Annotated in this window: 12 protein-coding genes; 4 read left to right on the forward strand and 8 right to left on the reverse strand. The window is 61.9% G+C overall.

Annotated elements, in window-relative coordinates; genetic code table 11:
- Nucleotides 1–20 precede the first annotated feature (20 nt).
- From BW978_RS03765 to BW978_RS03780, 4 genes are all read left to right on the forward strand, one after another.
- A complete protein-coding gene (locus tag BW978_RS03765; RefSeq protein ID WP_076392321.1) occupies nt 21–2,795 on the forward strand; it encodes a M16 family metallopeptidase in 2,775 nt (924 codons plus the stop codon).
- 82 nt (nt 2,796–2,877) lie between these two features.
- On the forward strand, nt 2,878–3,399 hold the full coding sequence (locus BW978_RS03770; RefSeq protein WP_139330293.1) for an RNA polymerase sigma factor: 522 nt from the start codon (nt 2,878–2,880) through the stop codon (nt 3,397–3,399).
- A 93-nt stretch (nt 3,400–3,492) separates the two neighbouring features.
- Nucleotides 3,493–4,488, forward strand: coding sequence for a FecR family protein (locus tag BW978_RS03775; protein ID WP_076392323.1), 996 nt, complete (start codon nt 3,493–3,495; stop codon nt 4,486–4,488).
- A 122-nt stretch (nt 4,489–4,610) separates the two neighbouring features.
- Nucleotides 4,611–7,526 (forward strand): TonB-dependent receptor, encoded by a 2,916-nt coding sequence (locus tag BW978_RS03780; protein WP_076392325.1) that lies wholly within the window; start codon nt 4,611–4,613, stop codon nt 7,524–7,526.
- Between the two features lie 90 nt (nt 7,527–7,616).
- Here BW978_RS03780 and BW978_RS03785 read toward each other — a convergent pair whose 3' ends face one another.
- The 8 genes from BW978_RS03785 to BW978_RS23135 are packed head-to-tail and all read right to left on the reverse strand — an operon-like array spanning nt 7,617 to nt 14,600.
- A complete protein-coding gene (locus BW978_RS03785) occupies nt 7,617–8,954 on the reverse strand; it encodes a sigma-54-dependent transcriptional regulator (RefSeq protein ID WP_076392327.1) in 1,338 nt (445 codons plus the stop codon).
- Nucleotides 8,951–10,396, reverse strand: a complete 1,446-nt coding sequence (locus BW978_RS03790) for a sensor histidine kinase (RefSeq protein ID WP_076392329.1) — start codon at nt 10,394–10,396, stop codon at nt 8,951–8,953. The genes BW978_RS03785 and BW978_RS03790 overlap by 4 nt, the downstream gene beginning before the upstream one ends.
- Before the next feature lie 58 nt (nt 10,397–10,454).
- Nucleotides 10,455–11,696, reverse strand: coding sequence for a cation:proton antiporter (locus BW978_RS03795; RefSeq protein WP_076392331.1), 1,242 nt, complete (start codon nt 11,694–11,696; stop codon nt 10,455–10,457).
- Nucleotides 11,696–11,986 carry an MrpF/PhaF family protein gene (locus BW978_RS03800; RefSeq protein WP_054150741.1) on the reverse strand — a complete coding sequence of 97 codons (291 nt, stop codon included), beginning with the start codon at nt 11,984–11,986 and terminating at the stop codon, nt 11,696–11,698. Before BW978_RS03800 ends, BW978_RS03795 begins: the two co-directional genes overlap by 1 nt.
- On the reverse strand, nt 11,983–12,318 hold the full coding sequence (locus BW978_RS03805) for a Na+/H+ antiporter subunit E (protein WP_076392333.1): 336 nt from the start codon (nt 12,316–12,318) through the stop codon (nt 11,983–11,985). Before BW978_RS03805 ends, BW978_RS03800 begins: the two co-directional genes overlap by 4 nt.
- Nucleotides 12,315–13,820 (reverse strand): Na+/H+ antiporter subunit D, encoded by a 1,506-nt coding sequence (locus BW978_RS03810; RefSeq protein WP_076392335.1) that lies wholly within the window; start codon nt 13,818–13,820, stop codon nt 12,315–12,317. Before BW978_RS03810 ends, BW978_RS03805 begins: the two co-directional genes overlap by 4 nt.
- On the reverse strand, nt 13,813–14,199 hold the full coding sequence (locus BW978_RS03815; protein ID WP_076392337.1) for an NADH-quinone oxidoreductase subunit K: 387 nt from the start codon (nt 14,197–14,199) through the stop codon (nt 13,813–13,815). Before BW978_RS03815 ends, BW978_RS03810 begins: the two co-directional genes overlap by 8 nt.
- Nucleotides 14,196–14,600: an MnhB domain-containing protein gene (locus tag BW978_RS23135; RefSeq protein ID WP_083697473.1), complete on the reverse strand. Its 405-nt coding sequence runs from the start codon at nt 14,598–14,600 to the stop codon at nt 14,196–14,198. Before BW978_RS23135 ends, BW978_RS03815 begins: the two co-directional genes overlap by 4 nt.
- Nucleotides 14,601–14,602 lie beyond the last annotated feature (2 nt).

Below are 14,602 nucleotides of genomic sequence, written 5' to 3' on the forward strand. Positions count from 1 at the left end.
CCCCTTGTTTGGAACTTCCCATGCGCCTGTGCTTCATTGCCATCCTCTCGCTGTTTTGCCTTTCTGGCCCTTCGGCCGCACAAGACCCCGGTTGGGACCCGCGCATTGCGACCGGGACGCTCGACAACCGACTGCGCTACTTCCTGCATGACAGCGGCAAGGAGACGGACCCCTTCAATATCCGCCTGATCGTGCATGCCGGTTCGGTGGACGAGCCTGTGCCGAGCGGCATTGCCCATATCCTCGAACATATGGTGTTCCAGTCGAACGAGGCTCGTGGACGTTCCATGCACGAAGAGATCGAGGCGCTCGGGTGGCGGACCGGCGTAGAGATCAATGCGGTGACGCGGGAAGCGGAGACGCAGTTCATGCTGCGCACCCGCCCTGATGATGCGCTCGACCTCACGGGATCGCTGCAATTCATGGCCGATCTGGTGATGAAGCCGGCACTGGAGGCTGAGGACTGGGAGAAGGAACGCTTCGTTATCCTCGAAGAGCTGCGCCAGACGGTAAGCGTCGCCGACCGGGTCAGCCGCCTGAAGAAGGCCGCCCTGCGCACGGGGTCGCGCTACGTCGACCGGCCGACAATCGGCACCCATGCCGGCATATCGCGCACATCGATCAAAGAGATCCGCAGCTTTTACGAAAGCTTCTATCGCGCCTCCAACATGACGCTGATCGTCTCCGGTCGCATTGACAAGGAAGCGGCACGTGAGGCCCTTGAGAGGGCTTTCGGTCCCGCACCGACGCTGCCGGCACCGGAGCGCGACTACCGTATTTTGCCCCTGAAGGAGGGTCTCGACGTCAACCTGGTTCAGGACCAGCAGGGCTCAAGCTCGCAAGTGACCTATGCCCTGCGGCTGCCCATGCCGAACCGGCTGACGGATGCGGGCCAGATCGCCTATCTGCAGCAGTATTTCCTGACGCGGTTGATCCGCGATGCCGTGCAGGCGGCGGCACCGTATCATGCGGCGGTCACTGACAGCCTTGGCTTTGCAGCGCAGGAAACGACCGAGGAGCGGCTGATCCTCGCCTTTAACGCCCGTACCGACAACCACGCAGCAACTATACCTGTGCTGATGGAAACAGTCGAACGGCTGCGGCGTGAAGGTGTGTCGCGCGACGGGTTTGAAAGCCTGATGACGCGCGCCCGCGCAATCAACGAGAACAACAGAAAAGCAGCCGAGAACCGAACCTATGCGGAATGGGAGGACCGGATCGCTTCTGCGGTTTTGACCGGCTCGGTCGTTGATGATCCCGCAACCCGCACAGCTCGCACTGCCGCTCTCCTCGATCGCATCACGTTCGAGAGGCTCAACACGCGCCTGCGGGAGATGCTGGCAGCCGAGGATCAGGTCCTGTTCTACCAGGTGCCGGGCGGCGTTTCGGTGACGCTGCCGACGGTTGCCACCGTGGAGGCGGAACGGGCGCGTTGGGCGGCCATGGCGGACCTTCCACCACGCCAGCCGTTGAGCCAGGAGCCCGAGGTTGCAACCGCCGCACCCGTCTGGCCAGCCGATCGACAGGTGGCCAGATCGGGCCGCATCACTGCCGAGAGCCGCACCGGAAATCCCGATGTCATCGAATGGACGCTGTCAAACGGGGACGTGGTGGTCTGGCTGGTGCGGGATACGCCGGATGGCAAGATCTATCTCTCGGGCCAATCACGCCCGGGCTACCTCAATAGCCTTTTCGCAAGCTCGGCCTCCCAGGCGGCGGTCCAGCTTTTTGATCAGAGTGGCTTCACCTTCTGGAGTCAGTCCGAACACGATCTCTGGGCCAAAGAGCAGGTGCAGCAGTGGAGCATCGCGCTCAAGGAAGGCGATCTCGACGCCGGCATCGCTGCTGCCCCGGCCGATCTCCCGGCCCGCCTTGAGACCTATGCCGCAATCATTGCTTTCGGCGGCGTAAGGCCGGAAGCCGTCGAGGCCTTGCATGCGCAGATCAACGACCAACGGCCGGATGAGGTTGCCGCACAGCGCACCAAACTGCTTTACGGCGAAGCAGGTGCGGTCGATACGTTGCAGGACCTGAGGCATGTTGGTGCGGAAGAGTTGAGCGAGATCGCGCGCACCCACTTTCACCAACCGGTGACCTGGTATGCCGTCGGCCCCGAGCCCGGCTCTGAGATCCGCGACAGCTTCGCCTCCGTGATCGGCGCCGTCCCGCGTACGGCCTCGATGACGACGGAGGTCGCCCTGCAAAGGGCCGGGCGGCATGCGGCCGAGGTCGAAGTCTTCTCCGACGATCGCGCACGCGTCGAGATTTCCTTCTTCGCCGGGCTCGACTGGACGCCCGAGGCAAGCTTCGTCATCTCGACGCTGACACCGATTGCCCAGCAGAACCTGAAGAAGGAACTGCGCAATGTTCTCGGTGGCATCTACAGCCTCGAATTCGAGCTGGAGGCCGATCCCGATCAGGATCGTGTTCTCGGCACGCTCGCCTTTTACTGCGCACCGGACCGCACGGAGGAACTGACGCAAGCCGCATTTGCCGTACTCGATCGCATGCCGGAGATTGCCAGACAGGCGGATGTGGAGAAGATCCGCTCCGACATTGCCTTCGCCGAGGGAAGTCGTCTGACTGATCCTAACACCTGGCTACGCCGCCTTGCTCTCAGCCATCGCCGCTACGGTGACGCCGGATATCTGCGGCGCATGCAGGGGCTTGGCGATCGGGTCACGGCGCAACGGCTTGGCGCCCATGCGAACCATATCTTCCGCACTGAAAATATCGCCGTGCTTACCAAGCTGCCGCTTGTCACGGCCGCCAGGCCGGAACGCGAGGTCGAATGACGGGGATGCCAGCCCAGGCGGAGCCATTGCGCGCTTGGCTGAGGCTGGCGTCGTCGCTCATGTCCTTCGGCAAGGGATCATCATGACCGGCGACACCCAGAGGCTGGACGACGCGTTTCTCGGCATGCGGCAGTCGCTCTACCGGGCGATCCTGCGGATCGTGCGCGATGCGGCCGAGGCCGAGGAGTTGACGCACGACGCCTATCTGAGAGCGCGCCGGGCGCTCGACCAGGGCACGCCTGGCAATATCGAGGCCTTTCTCTGGCAGACCGCTCGCAATCTCGCCCTCGATCACCTCCGCCGGCGCAAGGTGCGGGCCCTGCATGAGGAGCGGGAATTCCAAGCGGCCGATACCGTTGTTGTCGTCGATCCCCAGCCGAGCATCGAAGATCAGGCCATCCAGCGCGACCTGGTCAAGGCCTTCAATCGTGCGCTGCTGACGCTTCCGCCGCGCGCCCGTTCGGCCTGGTGCCTCAACCGGCTAGAAGGCCTTGCCTATCCCGAGATCGCCAGAAGGCTGGGGGTCTCGCCCAACACCGTGTTCAACGACATGAAGATGGCCATGGCCGTCCTCATGGAAATCCGGGAGAAAATGGAGCGATGAGCCGCGTACACGGGCGCGAATCTGCAATTTTTGGGAGGAGAACTGATTTGAAACGTCATCTATTCATATGCACCATTTCAGCGAAAGACCGTCATGCACGCAGTGACTGACAATGAGGACCAGGCGCGCTATCGGCATCCGGACCCGATCATAGACCAGGCACTCGAATGGGTGTTGAAGCGTCAGGCGGGGGAGGTCGATCAGGATGCGCTTGATGCCTGGCTGGCCGAAGGTGCGGACAGGGGCGCGGCCTTGGCACGGGTGCTGGCGCTCTATGAATGTCCCGCATTGACCGTCGCTTCCGCCCAGACGGCGACGGCATCGCTGCTGCCGGTCGAGGCCATCAGACACTCGCCGGCTATCACCCGGCGCTCTCCGCGTCTGTCTCTCGCGCTCGCGGCTTCGATCACCGCCGCCATCCTCGTGCCGCTGCTTGGAAGCGACTGGCTCCTCGGCTTGCAGGCCGACCATCGGACTGCTGCCGGCGAGATCGTCGCGGTCGATCTGCCCGACGGCTCCCGCATGCAGATGAACAGCCAGACGGCAGTGCGCCTCGATTTCACAGATGGTAGGCGGGCCGTGCGGCTTCTCGAGGGTGAGGCCTATTTCGAGGTGGCACATGACGCTGCCCGGCCGTTCAGCGTGACAGGGGCCTATGGCACTGTGACGGTGACGGGCACGGCTTTTGATGTGGCGCGCGGTGATGCAGAAGACGTCGTGCACCTGGAAAGCGGTCGCGTCGTCTTGACCCGCGATGGCGAGCAATCGAGCCCGGTTGCCATGACGCCGGGCCAGACGGCCGCCGTCGATCACACACGGATCGCATTCCTTCCTCAGGGAGACGATGAAAGCCGGCTTGCCTGGCGCGAAGGCTGGATCCAGCTTTCCGCCATTCCCTTGCGTGACGCCCTCATGGAGATCGGACGCCATACGGATCTCACCATCGTCACCCTGCCGGCCGCCGCCCTTGAAACCCCCGTCAGTGGCAGCTTCCGCATCGCCGAAGCGGATGCCGCACTCGACAGCGTGGCCACCGCAGCAGGGGCGCGCATCGAGCGATTGCCGGGCGGCATCTTATTCATTCGCTAAATTCTCAAGTTTTTTTTGTGAGACCGGCCGGGCTGACACGTCATCCCCATCAGAGCCGACGCGCATGACGCGCGGCGGCGGGGTGACAACAGGGTGACAAGGGCTTCCGGCCCGGGATCAAGATGGCAGAGCGTAGAGTATCGGTCGGCAAGCGCAGGCTTGCCATGTTCATGGTGTCCACGGCATTGGTATCGGCTTCGGCCGGTGTATTTGAGGTTCGAGCGCAGGATGCCGGGACAAGTCCGACGACGAACGGTCCCCGGGCGATCTCGATCCCTGCGCAGCCGCTCGATGCAGCCCTCAGGGCCTTCACCCGTCAGACGGGCTGGCAGGTCGGCTATGCCGCAGCCCTCGTGTCTGGCCGGACCTCAGCGGCCGTCGCCGGCGAAACCGATCCGCTGGTTGCACTGCGCGCCCTCACTGCCGGTGCCGGCATCGAGATCCGCGTGACAGGCCCCCGCACCGCATCGCTGGTTGCCGAAGGCACGATCGACGAAGCCGCTGCTGCCGGCACGACCGTTCTTGAGGAAATCACGGTCTCGTCCTCCGGCGGCGGCGTGAAACTCGGAACCGAGAGCGCAGGCGATACCGGCACCACCGTGATGGATTCGACCCAGGTCGGAATTCGCACAAGCAGCGGGGATGCCAACAGCTTTCTGCGCGGTCTGCCAAATGTGCAGTACCAGAACGACACCAACGAGAATGCCGGCGTTGAAAGCCAGGCACTCCTCAACACCAAGCCGCAAGAAGTCTCGATCTCAGGTGGGCGCACCTATGAGAACAACTTCATCCTGAACGGCATCGGCATCAACACGATCACGGGGACCGAGGAGCCGTACGACACCGGCAACCGCGGTGAACTGTCTGACGACGATACGGCCTACAATGCCGATCGCATCTATGGCTTGCATTCACAGACGGTGTTCGTGCCCACGGATTTTGTTAAATCCGCAACGGTCATCGACAGCAATGCGTCGGCCCGTTACGGCGCCTTCCAGGGCGGTGTCGTCGAGTACGAACTGATGCAGCCCGCAACCGACAGACTGAGAGCATTGGCCTCGGTGGAATACGAGAGTGATGACCTCGTCAAATACAATCTCGCGACAGAGGACGGTCTCAATCCGAATGCGATAGGTGAGCCGGAATTCTACAAGAAGAAGAAGGCCTTCTCCGTCACCGGTCCGATCACGGACAACATCGCCGTCATCGGCCAGTACAGCGTGACGGATGCCTGGACCAACAAGGCGAAGAACTACATCTACGGCGACGAGCTCGTGCAGTCCGAATCCAAGAATGAGTTCTACCGGTTTCAGGCCAATGCAGAGACGGATCTCGGCCTGTTCAAGCTGGAAGGCATTCACACCGACTACTATCAGGATTTCGAGTCGGACGATTACCGGGTCCTTGAGATTGATACTGCGACCCGGACCTATGCAGGCAAGCTCGAGAATTTGTACGAGTTCGAGGATTTTTCGCTCGGTGGCGTAGCGCTTTCCAACGTTTCTCTGACCAGCAAGATCACGGCATCGAAATCCGACGCGCTCAACCTCGGTGGCGATAACACGATCCGAAACTGGATCTCGACCTACTGGCGCACCATTTCGGGGACAAGAACCAAGGTCTTCGAATCGAGCATGCTCGACTGGTGCCGCGTCGATCCGACCTCGACCACCACCACATCTTGCCGAGAAGGCGGAATGGGCAAGGAGCGCGGTCAGGGGCAGGAAAGCTACACCTGGTCCCAGGCTCTGGCAGGCGATATTGAGAATGGTACTTTCCGGACCGGCTACGAGTTCGGCTACACTGAGGCGCACCGTTGGCGGGCAGAAGACTACGTTAGCTACACCTACAACGTCGCTCAAGCCTATACGGCCTTGAGGGCCGCGAACATTTCGACATTTACCTGTAACACGACGGAAGAGTGCTACGGCGAACAGTTCGCGTATAGCAAGACGGTCCACAAGGCGTACGATATCCATACGCAGATCATGCAGGCAAACGCCTATCTGGAGTTCGACCAGACCTTCGACTGGCTGAACCTCCGCCCCGGCATCCGCATCGACTATGACGACTATCAGGGCAACCTGAACATATCTCCGCGCCTGGTTGCGACGGTAACGCCGATGGAGGATTTCAGCATTTCCGGTGGTTTCAACCGGTACTACGACGCTGCCAATCTTTCTTACGCAATTCGTAACCAGCAACCACGCGTCACGACCTACTCAAGGACGCCGAGCTCCACAGGTGTCGTCAGGGATTTCACAACGACGCCGACGCAAACCTATTACACCCTTGATGCTGCGGATCTGAAGACGCCCTATACGGACGAGTTCACTGCCGCGATCAACTTTACCGATCCTTTGACCGAGGGTGAATGGCGCTTTCGCTATCTGCACCGTAGTTCTCGTGATCAGTATTCTTCGCAGACGCCCACGAATACGTCCTATGTGCTGACCAACAATGCCAAAGGCTCATATGATTCCCTGACGGCCGAATATGCCAAGGAACTGCCGACAGCCACCTGGAACCCGGCGGACAATTCCCTCCTTGCCGCCTCAATTACCTGGGCAGACAAAAATGTCTCAGCCGACAGTTACTTCGTCGACGAGGACGATCTGGAAAACCGGATTTCATACAAGGGAACATCCTACACGCAGGCTGGCTTCAAAGCCGTCACCGGCAACATGGACATTCCGCTGCGCGCCCAGGTCGGTCTCTCCGCCAGCTTCTTTGACGAGCGGCTGACGCTTGGTCTCGCTGCCAACTACAACTTCGCATATGATGGCGTCGAGGACACCGACGACAATGAGAGCATTGATGGAGTGCTGCATGACGTCTGGGATGACAAGGCTTTCGCTGCCGTGCTGACCGTTGATTTGAGCGGCTCTTACAAGTTCGCATCCGTGGACGAGCATGGAATGACCGTGAACTTCAAGGTCGTCAATCTCTTCAACGAGCTTGGCAACGCGACGTCATCGAGCAGCAATCCCTGGGTCATCGGCCGCACTCTCTGGGTCGGCGCCTCTGCGGAGTTTTGAGCCGCCCTCGGTGTATCGGACAGTGCCGCTGCCACGCCGTGCGGCACTGTATCTTCGACCCGCCAGGGAGCCTGGCCAACGCTAGACGCTTCAGGTGTCGTCGGGGCTGATGTTCAGGCGTCGCATCTTCTCCCACAGTGTGGTTCGCGACACGCCAAGCGCTTCGGCGGCTTCCTTGGGTGATCCGTCGGCGCGCGCGAGGGCCGCCTTGATGTGAGCCCGTTCGGCGGCGTCGCGCACGTCGGCGAGTGTGGCATTCATGTCTGGAACGACGCCAAGGCCTGTGTCCGCTACGACCAGACCCTCGGGGAATAGCTCCGCCTCGGACAGGACATGGCCGTCACCCATGGCGACGGCGCGGTCGACGCGGTTGATCAGTTCGCGGATGTTTCCGGGCCAGCGGTGGCGCTTGGCCGCTTCATGAGCCGCCTGGTCGACGACGATGCTGCCGTGCCCAAGCCTTGATGCTGCGGCAGATGCGAAGCTCTCGAGCAGTGACGGCAGCTCTTCATGTCTTTCTCTGAGCGGCGGCAGCTTGCAGGCGATGACGTTGATGCGGAACCAGAGATCCTTCCGGAACTGGCCGTCTGCCACCATGGCGCCGAGATCCTTGTTGGTTGCGCAGACGAGACGCGCTCCGAATTTGCGTGTCTCGCTTCCCCCAAGCCGTCGGAATTCCCGCGTTTCCAGAATGCGCAGCAACTTCACCTGCAGCACGGGGGACAGGTCGCCGATCTCGTCCAGAAACAGCGTGCCTTCGTCGGCCTCCTCGAAGAAGCCGCGATGCATGCCCGAAGCGCCGGTAAAGGAACCGCGCTCATGGCCGAAAAGCAGAGAATCCGCGAGTTCTGCTGGCAATGCGCCGCAGTTAACAGGGACAAACGGCAGGTTCTTGCGTGGGCCGGCCTCATGGACATAGCGGGCCGCGACCTCCTTGCCGGTTCCCGTCTCCCCGAGGACGAGGACCGGCAGATCGATTTCGGCTGCCCGCAAAAGTGTCGCGCCGATCTTGCGCATCGCACTGCTGCCGGAAAATGCGGCCCCAACCTGTGGCCCGCTGCTCTTGCGGCGGCTGATACCCTGCAAGGTCTCGACAAGCTGATCGAGATCGAAAGGTTTGCTGACGTAATCGACCGCGCCGTCCCGCACCAGGCGAACGGCCTGGTCGATGTCGCCATAGGCCGTCATGAAGATGACCGGGACCAATCCGAAGCGTTCGAAATGCCGGCGCATGATGGTTTCGCCGTCGCCATCCGGCAGCCGGATATCCGAGAGGATGATGTCGGGTGCTCCAGCCTTGAGCGCTGCATTGGCTTCTGCTGCCGAACGCGCCCATCTGACGGTGAAGCCTTCCAGGACAAGTCTTTGTTGCAGCGACTGGCCAAGCGTCGCGTCGTCCTCGACCACCAGTATGCGACCTGCCGTCATGATGTCATCTCCGCTCGGCCCTGCTGCGCCGTCGCCAGCGTTAACTGGACATTCGTTCCCGTGTTGTCGCTGCGGATGGACAAATCAGCTCCGATCCGCTCGACCAGGGAGGCAACGATCCAGATCCCGATGCTGCGTTCCACGGGGATGTCGTTGACTCGGCCCGAAATCATGGCGGCGACGATCTCGGGCGGCATCCCCGGTCCCTCGTCGGCGACGCTGAGCACAACCGTCTGAGCATCCTTGCGGGTGAGAGAAACGGTGACGGTGGATCCTGGCGGTGACGCGCGAACGGCATTCAGCATCAGATTGATCAGAATTTGGCGCAGGGCATCGACGTCCACCCGGAACTCAGTCGGCTCCTCGAACGTCCAGGCAAGCCCGACGCCGGCACGGCCGGCTTCTGGAGCAATCAAGATCTCGAGGTCGCGAATATCCTGAGCGGTGATCATTCTGGAACCGGACCGCCGGCGATAGGTGGAGAGCGTGACGTCGACCACCCGGCCGATGCTGTCGAGCCCGTTCTCCAGAAATGCCAGCGTTTCCTTCCGCACATCCTCGCGGTCGCCAAAGCGCTTGAGCGTGGAGATGCCGTTCTTCAGCCCGGCCAGCGGATTGCGCACCTCGTGCGCGATGCTGGCCGCCATGCGTGCGAGAAGACCGTCACGTTCCTGCTGCGCCATTTGTTCAAGGATGTTGACCCTCTGGGCTTCTGATTGCTCGCGCATCGCCAGAGCCGCTTCCAGCTGGCGCAATTCGTTGCCACGTCGCCAGTCGGCCCCGTTTGTCGAGGAGCCCCCCGGATCTGCCAGCCGGTCAATAAACCCATCCAGAGGCCTGAGCGAACGCCGTGTTACGACATAAGCCGCAGCCGCAGCGATGATGGCCACCAGGATGTCGATACCGATTGCCGCATTGGATGCGGCATCTGTCGCCGCCTCAAGCGGCTGCGTGTCGAAGGTCGCGGCGAGATAAAGACGCCCCTCGGTCATGCCATAACTGCGCGCAACCAGGAGAACGGATCTCTCCGAAACCAGTCGCGCGCTGGCGTCGTCGGGGCCGCTGGCTTGCGCCTCGGTCAAGGCAGCATCGAGCAGATCTCCATCGCTCTCGGCCAGCGTCACCGTAATCGCTTCACCGGATTGGTCCATCCAGCGTGCTGCGATGCTTTCTTCCAGAAGCGCGGTGCGAAACTCAAGCGACGCCGCCAGGGTCCGCTGCACGGATTGCCGGGCATCTTCCTCTTTGATCTCGGCAGCAATATTGCCGGCGACGGCATCGAGGAAGACCAGCGCCTGATCGCGCAGGCCCGTCTCGTTGCTCGACCGCAAAGCCATGATGCCGATCTGGGTCGTGCCGACTGCCACCAGGAACATCGCGACTGCCACGAAGAGTGGCAGCGCGACGGAGAGAGGCAGTTTGGGACGCGAAAGTGAGGACATGCAGATTGATTAGACCAACTCGCGCTTGGCCTGCCAGCACATTATTGCAGCCGAGGCCTCATCGTTCCATGATCAGGACGTCGCCTGCCATGTCGGGTGCGATGCGGTCGAGCCAGGGCGCGCTAAACCAGTTCGTCCGCAGTGGCCGTGGTGTACGGCCCAGCACCACCGCACGCACATCGCCGATCCCGGCCGGGATGGCGCAGGCACTGTCCGGTGCGACATGGCGCGTGTAGCTGCAACCGAAACGGTCAGCGATCTCGGCCAATCCGGCATCCTTCAGCTGCTTGTCTGCAACATGCGCGATCTGCGTCACCTGCCAAATACCGTTGAGAAGCGCCCATTCGACGAGAGGGGCCAGGTGGTCTTCGCCGCAATCGCGCACCACCAGCGTCCGTGCCGTATCGGGCAGTGGCGTCTTGCCGACGAATAGCACCGGGCCGCTATGGCAGCTCGGCAGGCGCAAAAGGCCATCCGGATCCCAGGTCGTGCGGTCCATCCTGGCCTCGACCTGGTGATGGAACCAGCCCTGGCAGGGCAGAACGAGGAGGGTCTGGCCCGGCTGCGTCTCGCAGCGGAGAATGTGCTCGGGATCGCCTTCATCATAGTGCAGGATCGAAGCCACGTCCGTTTCTGCCGTAACCGATTTAAGTTCGCTGATCGCGTCACTCGCCCGCTCACGGATCAACCGACGCACCCGAGCCTGATCGGCTGCCGCATGGATCGCATGCGTGTCGATGATGGTGTGTGCTGAGAGGCTAGCGCCGCTTCTCTGGGCAATCGCGCCCGCACGTTCCGCAACGTGAGCGACCTGTCCATCGATGACGGCGAACCGCACGGCCTCGAGAGCCGGCAGCACCGGCATGTCGTTACGCGGCGCGGGTTTCCGCTGGGGCGCCCTGTCCCTGTTGTCGACGGCCTGCACTTTCGGAGCCACTGAAACCCAATCGCTTCGCTTGCCGAGCGACTGGTCGGCCCGCGTCAGCACACCGTCAAGGGCGTCGTCGCCCGAGAGCGTCAGCTGCGCACCCGAGACATAGGCGGCGCGACCTAGGAGATGGCCGGCGACCGGCACGGTAAGCAGCAGGAAGATCACGGTCAGGATACCCATTACCGTCGCGTCCAGCGCTCCGTGGGCGATGACGCTGCCGATGATCACCAGGCCAGCACCCAGCGTTCCCGCTTTCGTGGCGGCATGCATGCGTTGAAACGGATCGGCAAGCTTGATGACGCCGAGAGCGGCGATGCAGAGAAACACCACGCCGGCGAGCTTGAACAGAATGGACAGGATTGCGAGCATCACGCATCCTCCTTTTTCTTCTCGAGAAGAGCAGACAGCGAACACGTTGCAAGGAACCCGATCAATGCGATCCCGAAGGCGACGTCGAGGAATTCGCGCCGGCCGGTGACGATCATCGTCAAGGCGGCGATCGCGACGGCAATGCCGGTCAGCATGTCCAGCGCAATGAAGCGGTCGGCATAGCCGGGCCCGGTCACCATGCGGACGGCCGCAAGAAGCAGCGGTACCATCAGGACGGCGATCATGATGGCGGCAAATGTTGATAGAAACCCATCCAGAAGCGCAATCATCCTTCGATCTCCTTTATGCGTGTTTCGAACGTGTTCTTGATGCTGTCCACCACCGCCTCGGGCTGTGGCGCATCCAAAACGTGAACATAGAGGGTGCTTAGATCCTCGCTGACATGCAGCGAGGTCGTGCCCGGTGTCAGGCTCACGCAGTTCGCAAGCGCCGTGACGCCCGCTCTGCTGCGCAGATCAAGCGGCACGGCGAGGATCGCCGGCTTGAGCTGCGAGCTGTCGCCAAGCACCTGGCGGGCGACGGCAATCGACGAACGGACGAGTTCGTTGATGAAAACCAGTCCCAGTGTCATGGACCTGCCGATACGCTTGACGATGGTCATGGCGACACTCCTGCTGTGGTGTTTTGGTCGATGATGGCGCCGATCAGTTCGCTACGATTGCCGATGCTGTCGGCGGCGAGGTTGGAGAATGCGACCAGAGGTTCCGGATTGATGCCGATGGCCAGCGTGATGGCTCCAAGCACCACGATGGGCGCCATCATGGCAGCCGGCACATGGCGCACCCGGGTCTTGCGCACGGGCTCCTTCCAGAAAGCCTCGATCCAGATCTTGCTCATCGAGAAGATCGTCAGGAGGCTGACAAAGAGGGCGATGCCTGCCAGCCACGCCTCATCGCCCTGGAAGGATGCGTCGACCACCATCAGCTTTGCCCAGAAGCCGGAAAGCGGCGGAATGCCGGCCAGAGACAGGGCAGGGATGGCGAAAAGTACTGCCAGCCACGGCGAGGACTTCATCAATCCGCCGGACTTGCGCAGGTCGAAGGAGCCCGTCGCCCGGTGGATTGCGCCTGCGATGAAGAACAGGTTCGCCTTCACCACGATGTGGTGGATGATGTAGAAGACCGCGCCTGCCATGGCGAGCGGCGTCGCGATCGCCAGCCCCAGCATGATATAGCCGATCTGGCTGATGATGTGGAACGACAGGATCCGGCGCACATCCCACTGCACTGCCGCACCGAAAACGCCGAACAGCATGGTGCCCGCGGCAAACACGCCGATCAGCGGCTTCAAGATCCCGTTGTCGACTTCGAACAGGAGGGTGAAAACGCGGAAGAGTGCGTAGACGCCGACCTTGGTCAGGAGCCCTGCGAACACCGCCGACACGATGATCGATGCCGTGTGGTAGGACGCCGGAAGCCAGAAGAACATCGGGAAGAAGCCGGCCTTGATGCCGAAGGCGAGCAGGAACATCATCGCCGACAGGGTAAGCGCAGCCGACGATTCCGTCTGCGGCAGGACCATGGCCAGATCTGCCATGTTCAAGGTGCCGGTCGCACCGTAGAGCAGCCCGATCGCCATCAGGAAGAGGATGGTCGAAAGCAGGTTGAGGACGGCATATTTGATCGCCCCGTCGATCTGGGCGCGGGTCCGGTCCAGCGTGATCAAGCCGAGTGTTGCGATCAGCATCACTTCGAACCACACGTAGAGATTGAAGATGTCGCCGGTCAGAAAGGCACCGTTCACGCCGATCATCAAACCCAGAAACAGGGGGTAAAAGCCTGAACGGACCTGGCGCTGGCGAAGGTCGGCGACGGAGAAGATCAGGGCGCAGAGCGCCAGAAGGCTCGAGATCACCACCATCGCGACGCTGAAACGGTCGGCGACGAAAACGACGCCGAAGGGTGGCATCCAGCTTCCGAAGGTCTTGGTCAGGATGCCGCCCGCCATCACCGCATTGGCGAGGACGAGGGAAGCGCCGAATGTCAGGATCATGACGGTGAGCGCGATGATGCGCTGCACCTCCGGCCGCGAGTGAAAGGCGGCAGCCAGCGCCGCCCCGATGAGCGGCAGGACGACGGGCCACAGGAGAAGTGTGTCAGCCATTGCGGACGGCCTCCTTTTCGAAGGGCGAGCCGAGTGCTTCGGCATCGTTATGTTCGTCGGTAAAGACCGAGCCGAGCGTGTAGTAGGCCTTGAGCACGAGGGCTGCGGCGAACGAGACGAGCGCAAAGCCAATGACGATCGCGGTCAGGATGAGTGCCTGGGGCAGGGGATTTGCAGCCCCTTCGCCCAGCGTCTGTGATCCCTGTTCGATCACGGGGGGCGCCGTGAACTGCAGGCCGCCTGCGACGAAGATCAGGAGGTTCGCTGCGGTGGACAGCAGCACGACCCCGAACAGGATGCGCATCACATGGCGCGACAGGAGGAGGTAGATGCCGGCACCCATCTGGGCGGCGACGGCAAACGCGTAGATCAGGCTCACTGTTCTACTCCTTCATAAAAACGGAAGACCAGGGAAAGCACACCGCCGATGACGACCATGAAAACGCCGATATCGAAGGCGGTTGCGGTGCCGAGATGCGTGGAGCCGAGCTCGAACCACCAATGCGTCAAGAACGATCGATCCGAGATGAGGCCTGGGATGCCGCTGACGAAGGCGAGCACAAGACCCAGGCCGATCAGTACGACCGGGTGGACGATCAGCGCCTTGCGGGCCTTCGCCACGCTGTCGGAGAGAGCAAGCAGGGCAAAGGCGAGAGCTGCGAACAGCCCGCCGATGAAGCCGCCGCCCGGCTCGTTATGGCCGCGAAACAGCATGAAGACAGCCGCGCCCAGCAGAAGCACGAAGAACAGGCGGGACATGGTGGAAAAGATGACGGACATGG

Source organism: Rhizobium sp. RU33A (assembly GCF_900156055.1).
Classification (GTDB): domain Bacteria; phylum Pseudomonadota; class Alphaproteobacteria; order Rhizobiales; family Rhizobiaceae; genus Allorhizobium.

Excerpts from the sequence above, each read along its gene's own strand:
- BW978_RS03765 (WP_076392321.1), top strand. The coding sequence starts at position 21 with ATGCGCCTGTGCTTCATTGCCATCCTCTCGCTGTTTTGCCTTTCTGGC.
- BW978_RS03770 (WP_139330293.1), top strand. The coding sequence starts at position 2,878 with ATGACCGGCGACACCCAGAGGCTGGACGACGCGTTTCTCGGCATGCGG.
- BW978_RS03775 (WP_076392323.1), top strand. The coding sequence starts at position 3,493 with ATGCACGCAGTGACTGACAATGAGGACCAGGCGCGCTATCGGCATCCG.
- BW978_RS03780 (WP_076392325.1), top strand. The coding sequence starts at position 4,611 with ATGGCAGAGCGTAGAGTATCGGTCGGCAAGCGCAGGCTTGCCATGTTC.
- BW978_RS03785 (WP_076392327.1), bottom strand. The coding sequence starts at position 8,954 with ATGACGGCAGGTCGCATACTGGTGGTCGAGGACGACGCGACGCTTGGC.
- BW978_RS03790 (WP_076392329.1), bottom strand. The coding sequence starts at position 10,396 with ATGTCCTCACTTTCGCGTCCCAAACTGCCTCTCTCCGTCGCGCTGCCA.
- BW978_RS03795 (WP_076392331.1), bottom strand. The coding sequence starts at position 11,696 with ATGCTCGCAATCCTGTCCATTCTGTTCAAGCTCGCCGGCGTGGTGTTT.
- BW978_RS03800 (WP_054150741.1), bottom strand. The coding sequence starts at position 11,986 with ATGATTGCGCTTCTGGATGGGTTTCTATCAACATTTGCCGCCATCATG.
- BW978_RS03805 (WP_076392333.1), bottom strand. The coding sequence starts at position 12,318 with ATGACCATCGTCAAGCGTATCGGCAGGTCCATGACACTGGGACTGGTT.
- BW978_RS03810 (WP_076392335.1), bottom strand. The coding sequence starts at position 13,820 with ATGGCTGACACACTTCTCCTGTGGCCCGTCGTCCTGCCGCTCATCGGG.
- BW978_RS23135 (WP_083697473.1), bottom strand. The coding sequence starts at position 14,600 with ATGTCCGTCATCTTTTCCACCATGTCCCGCCTGTTCTTCGTGCTTCTG.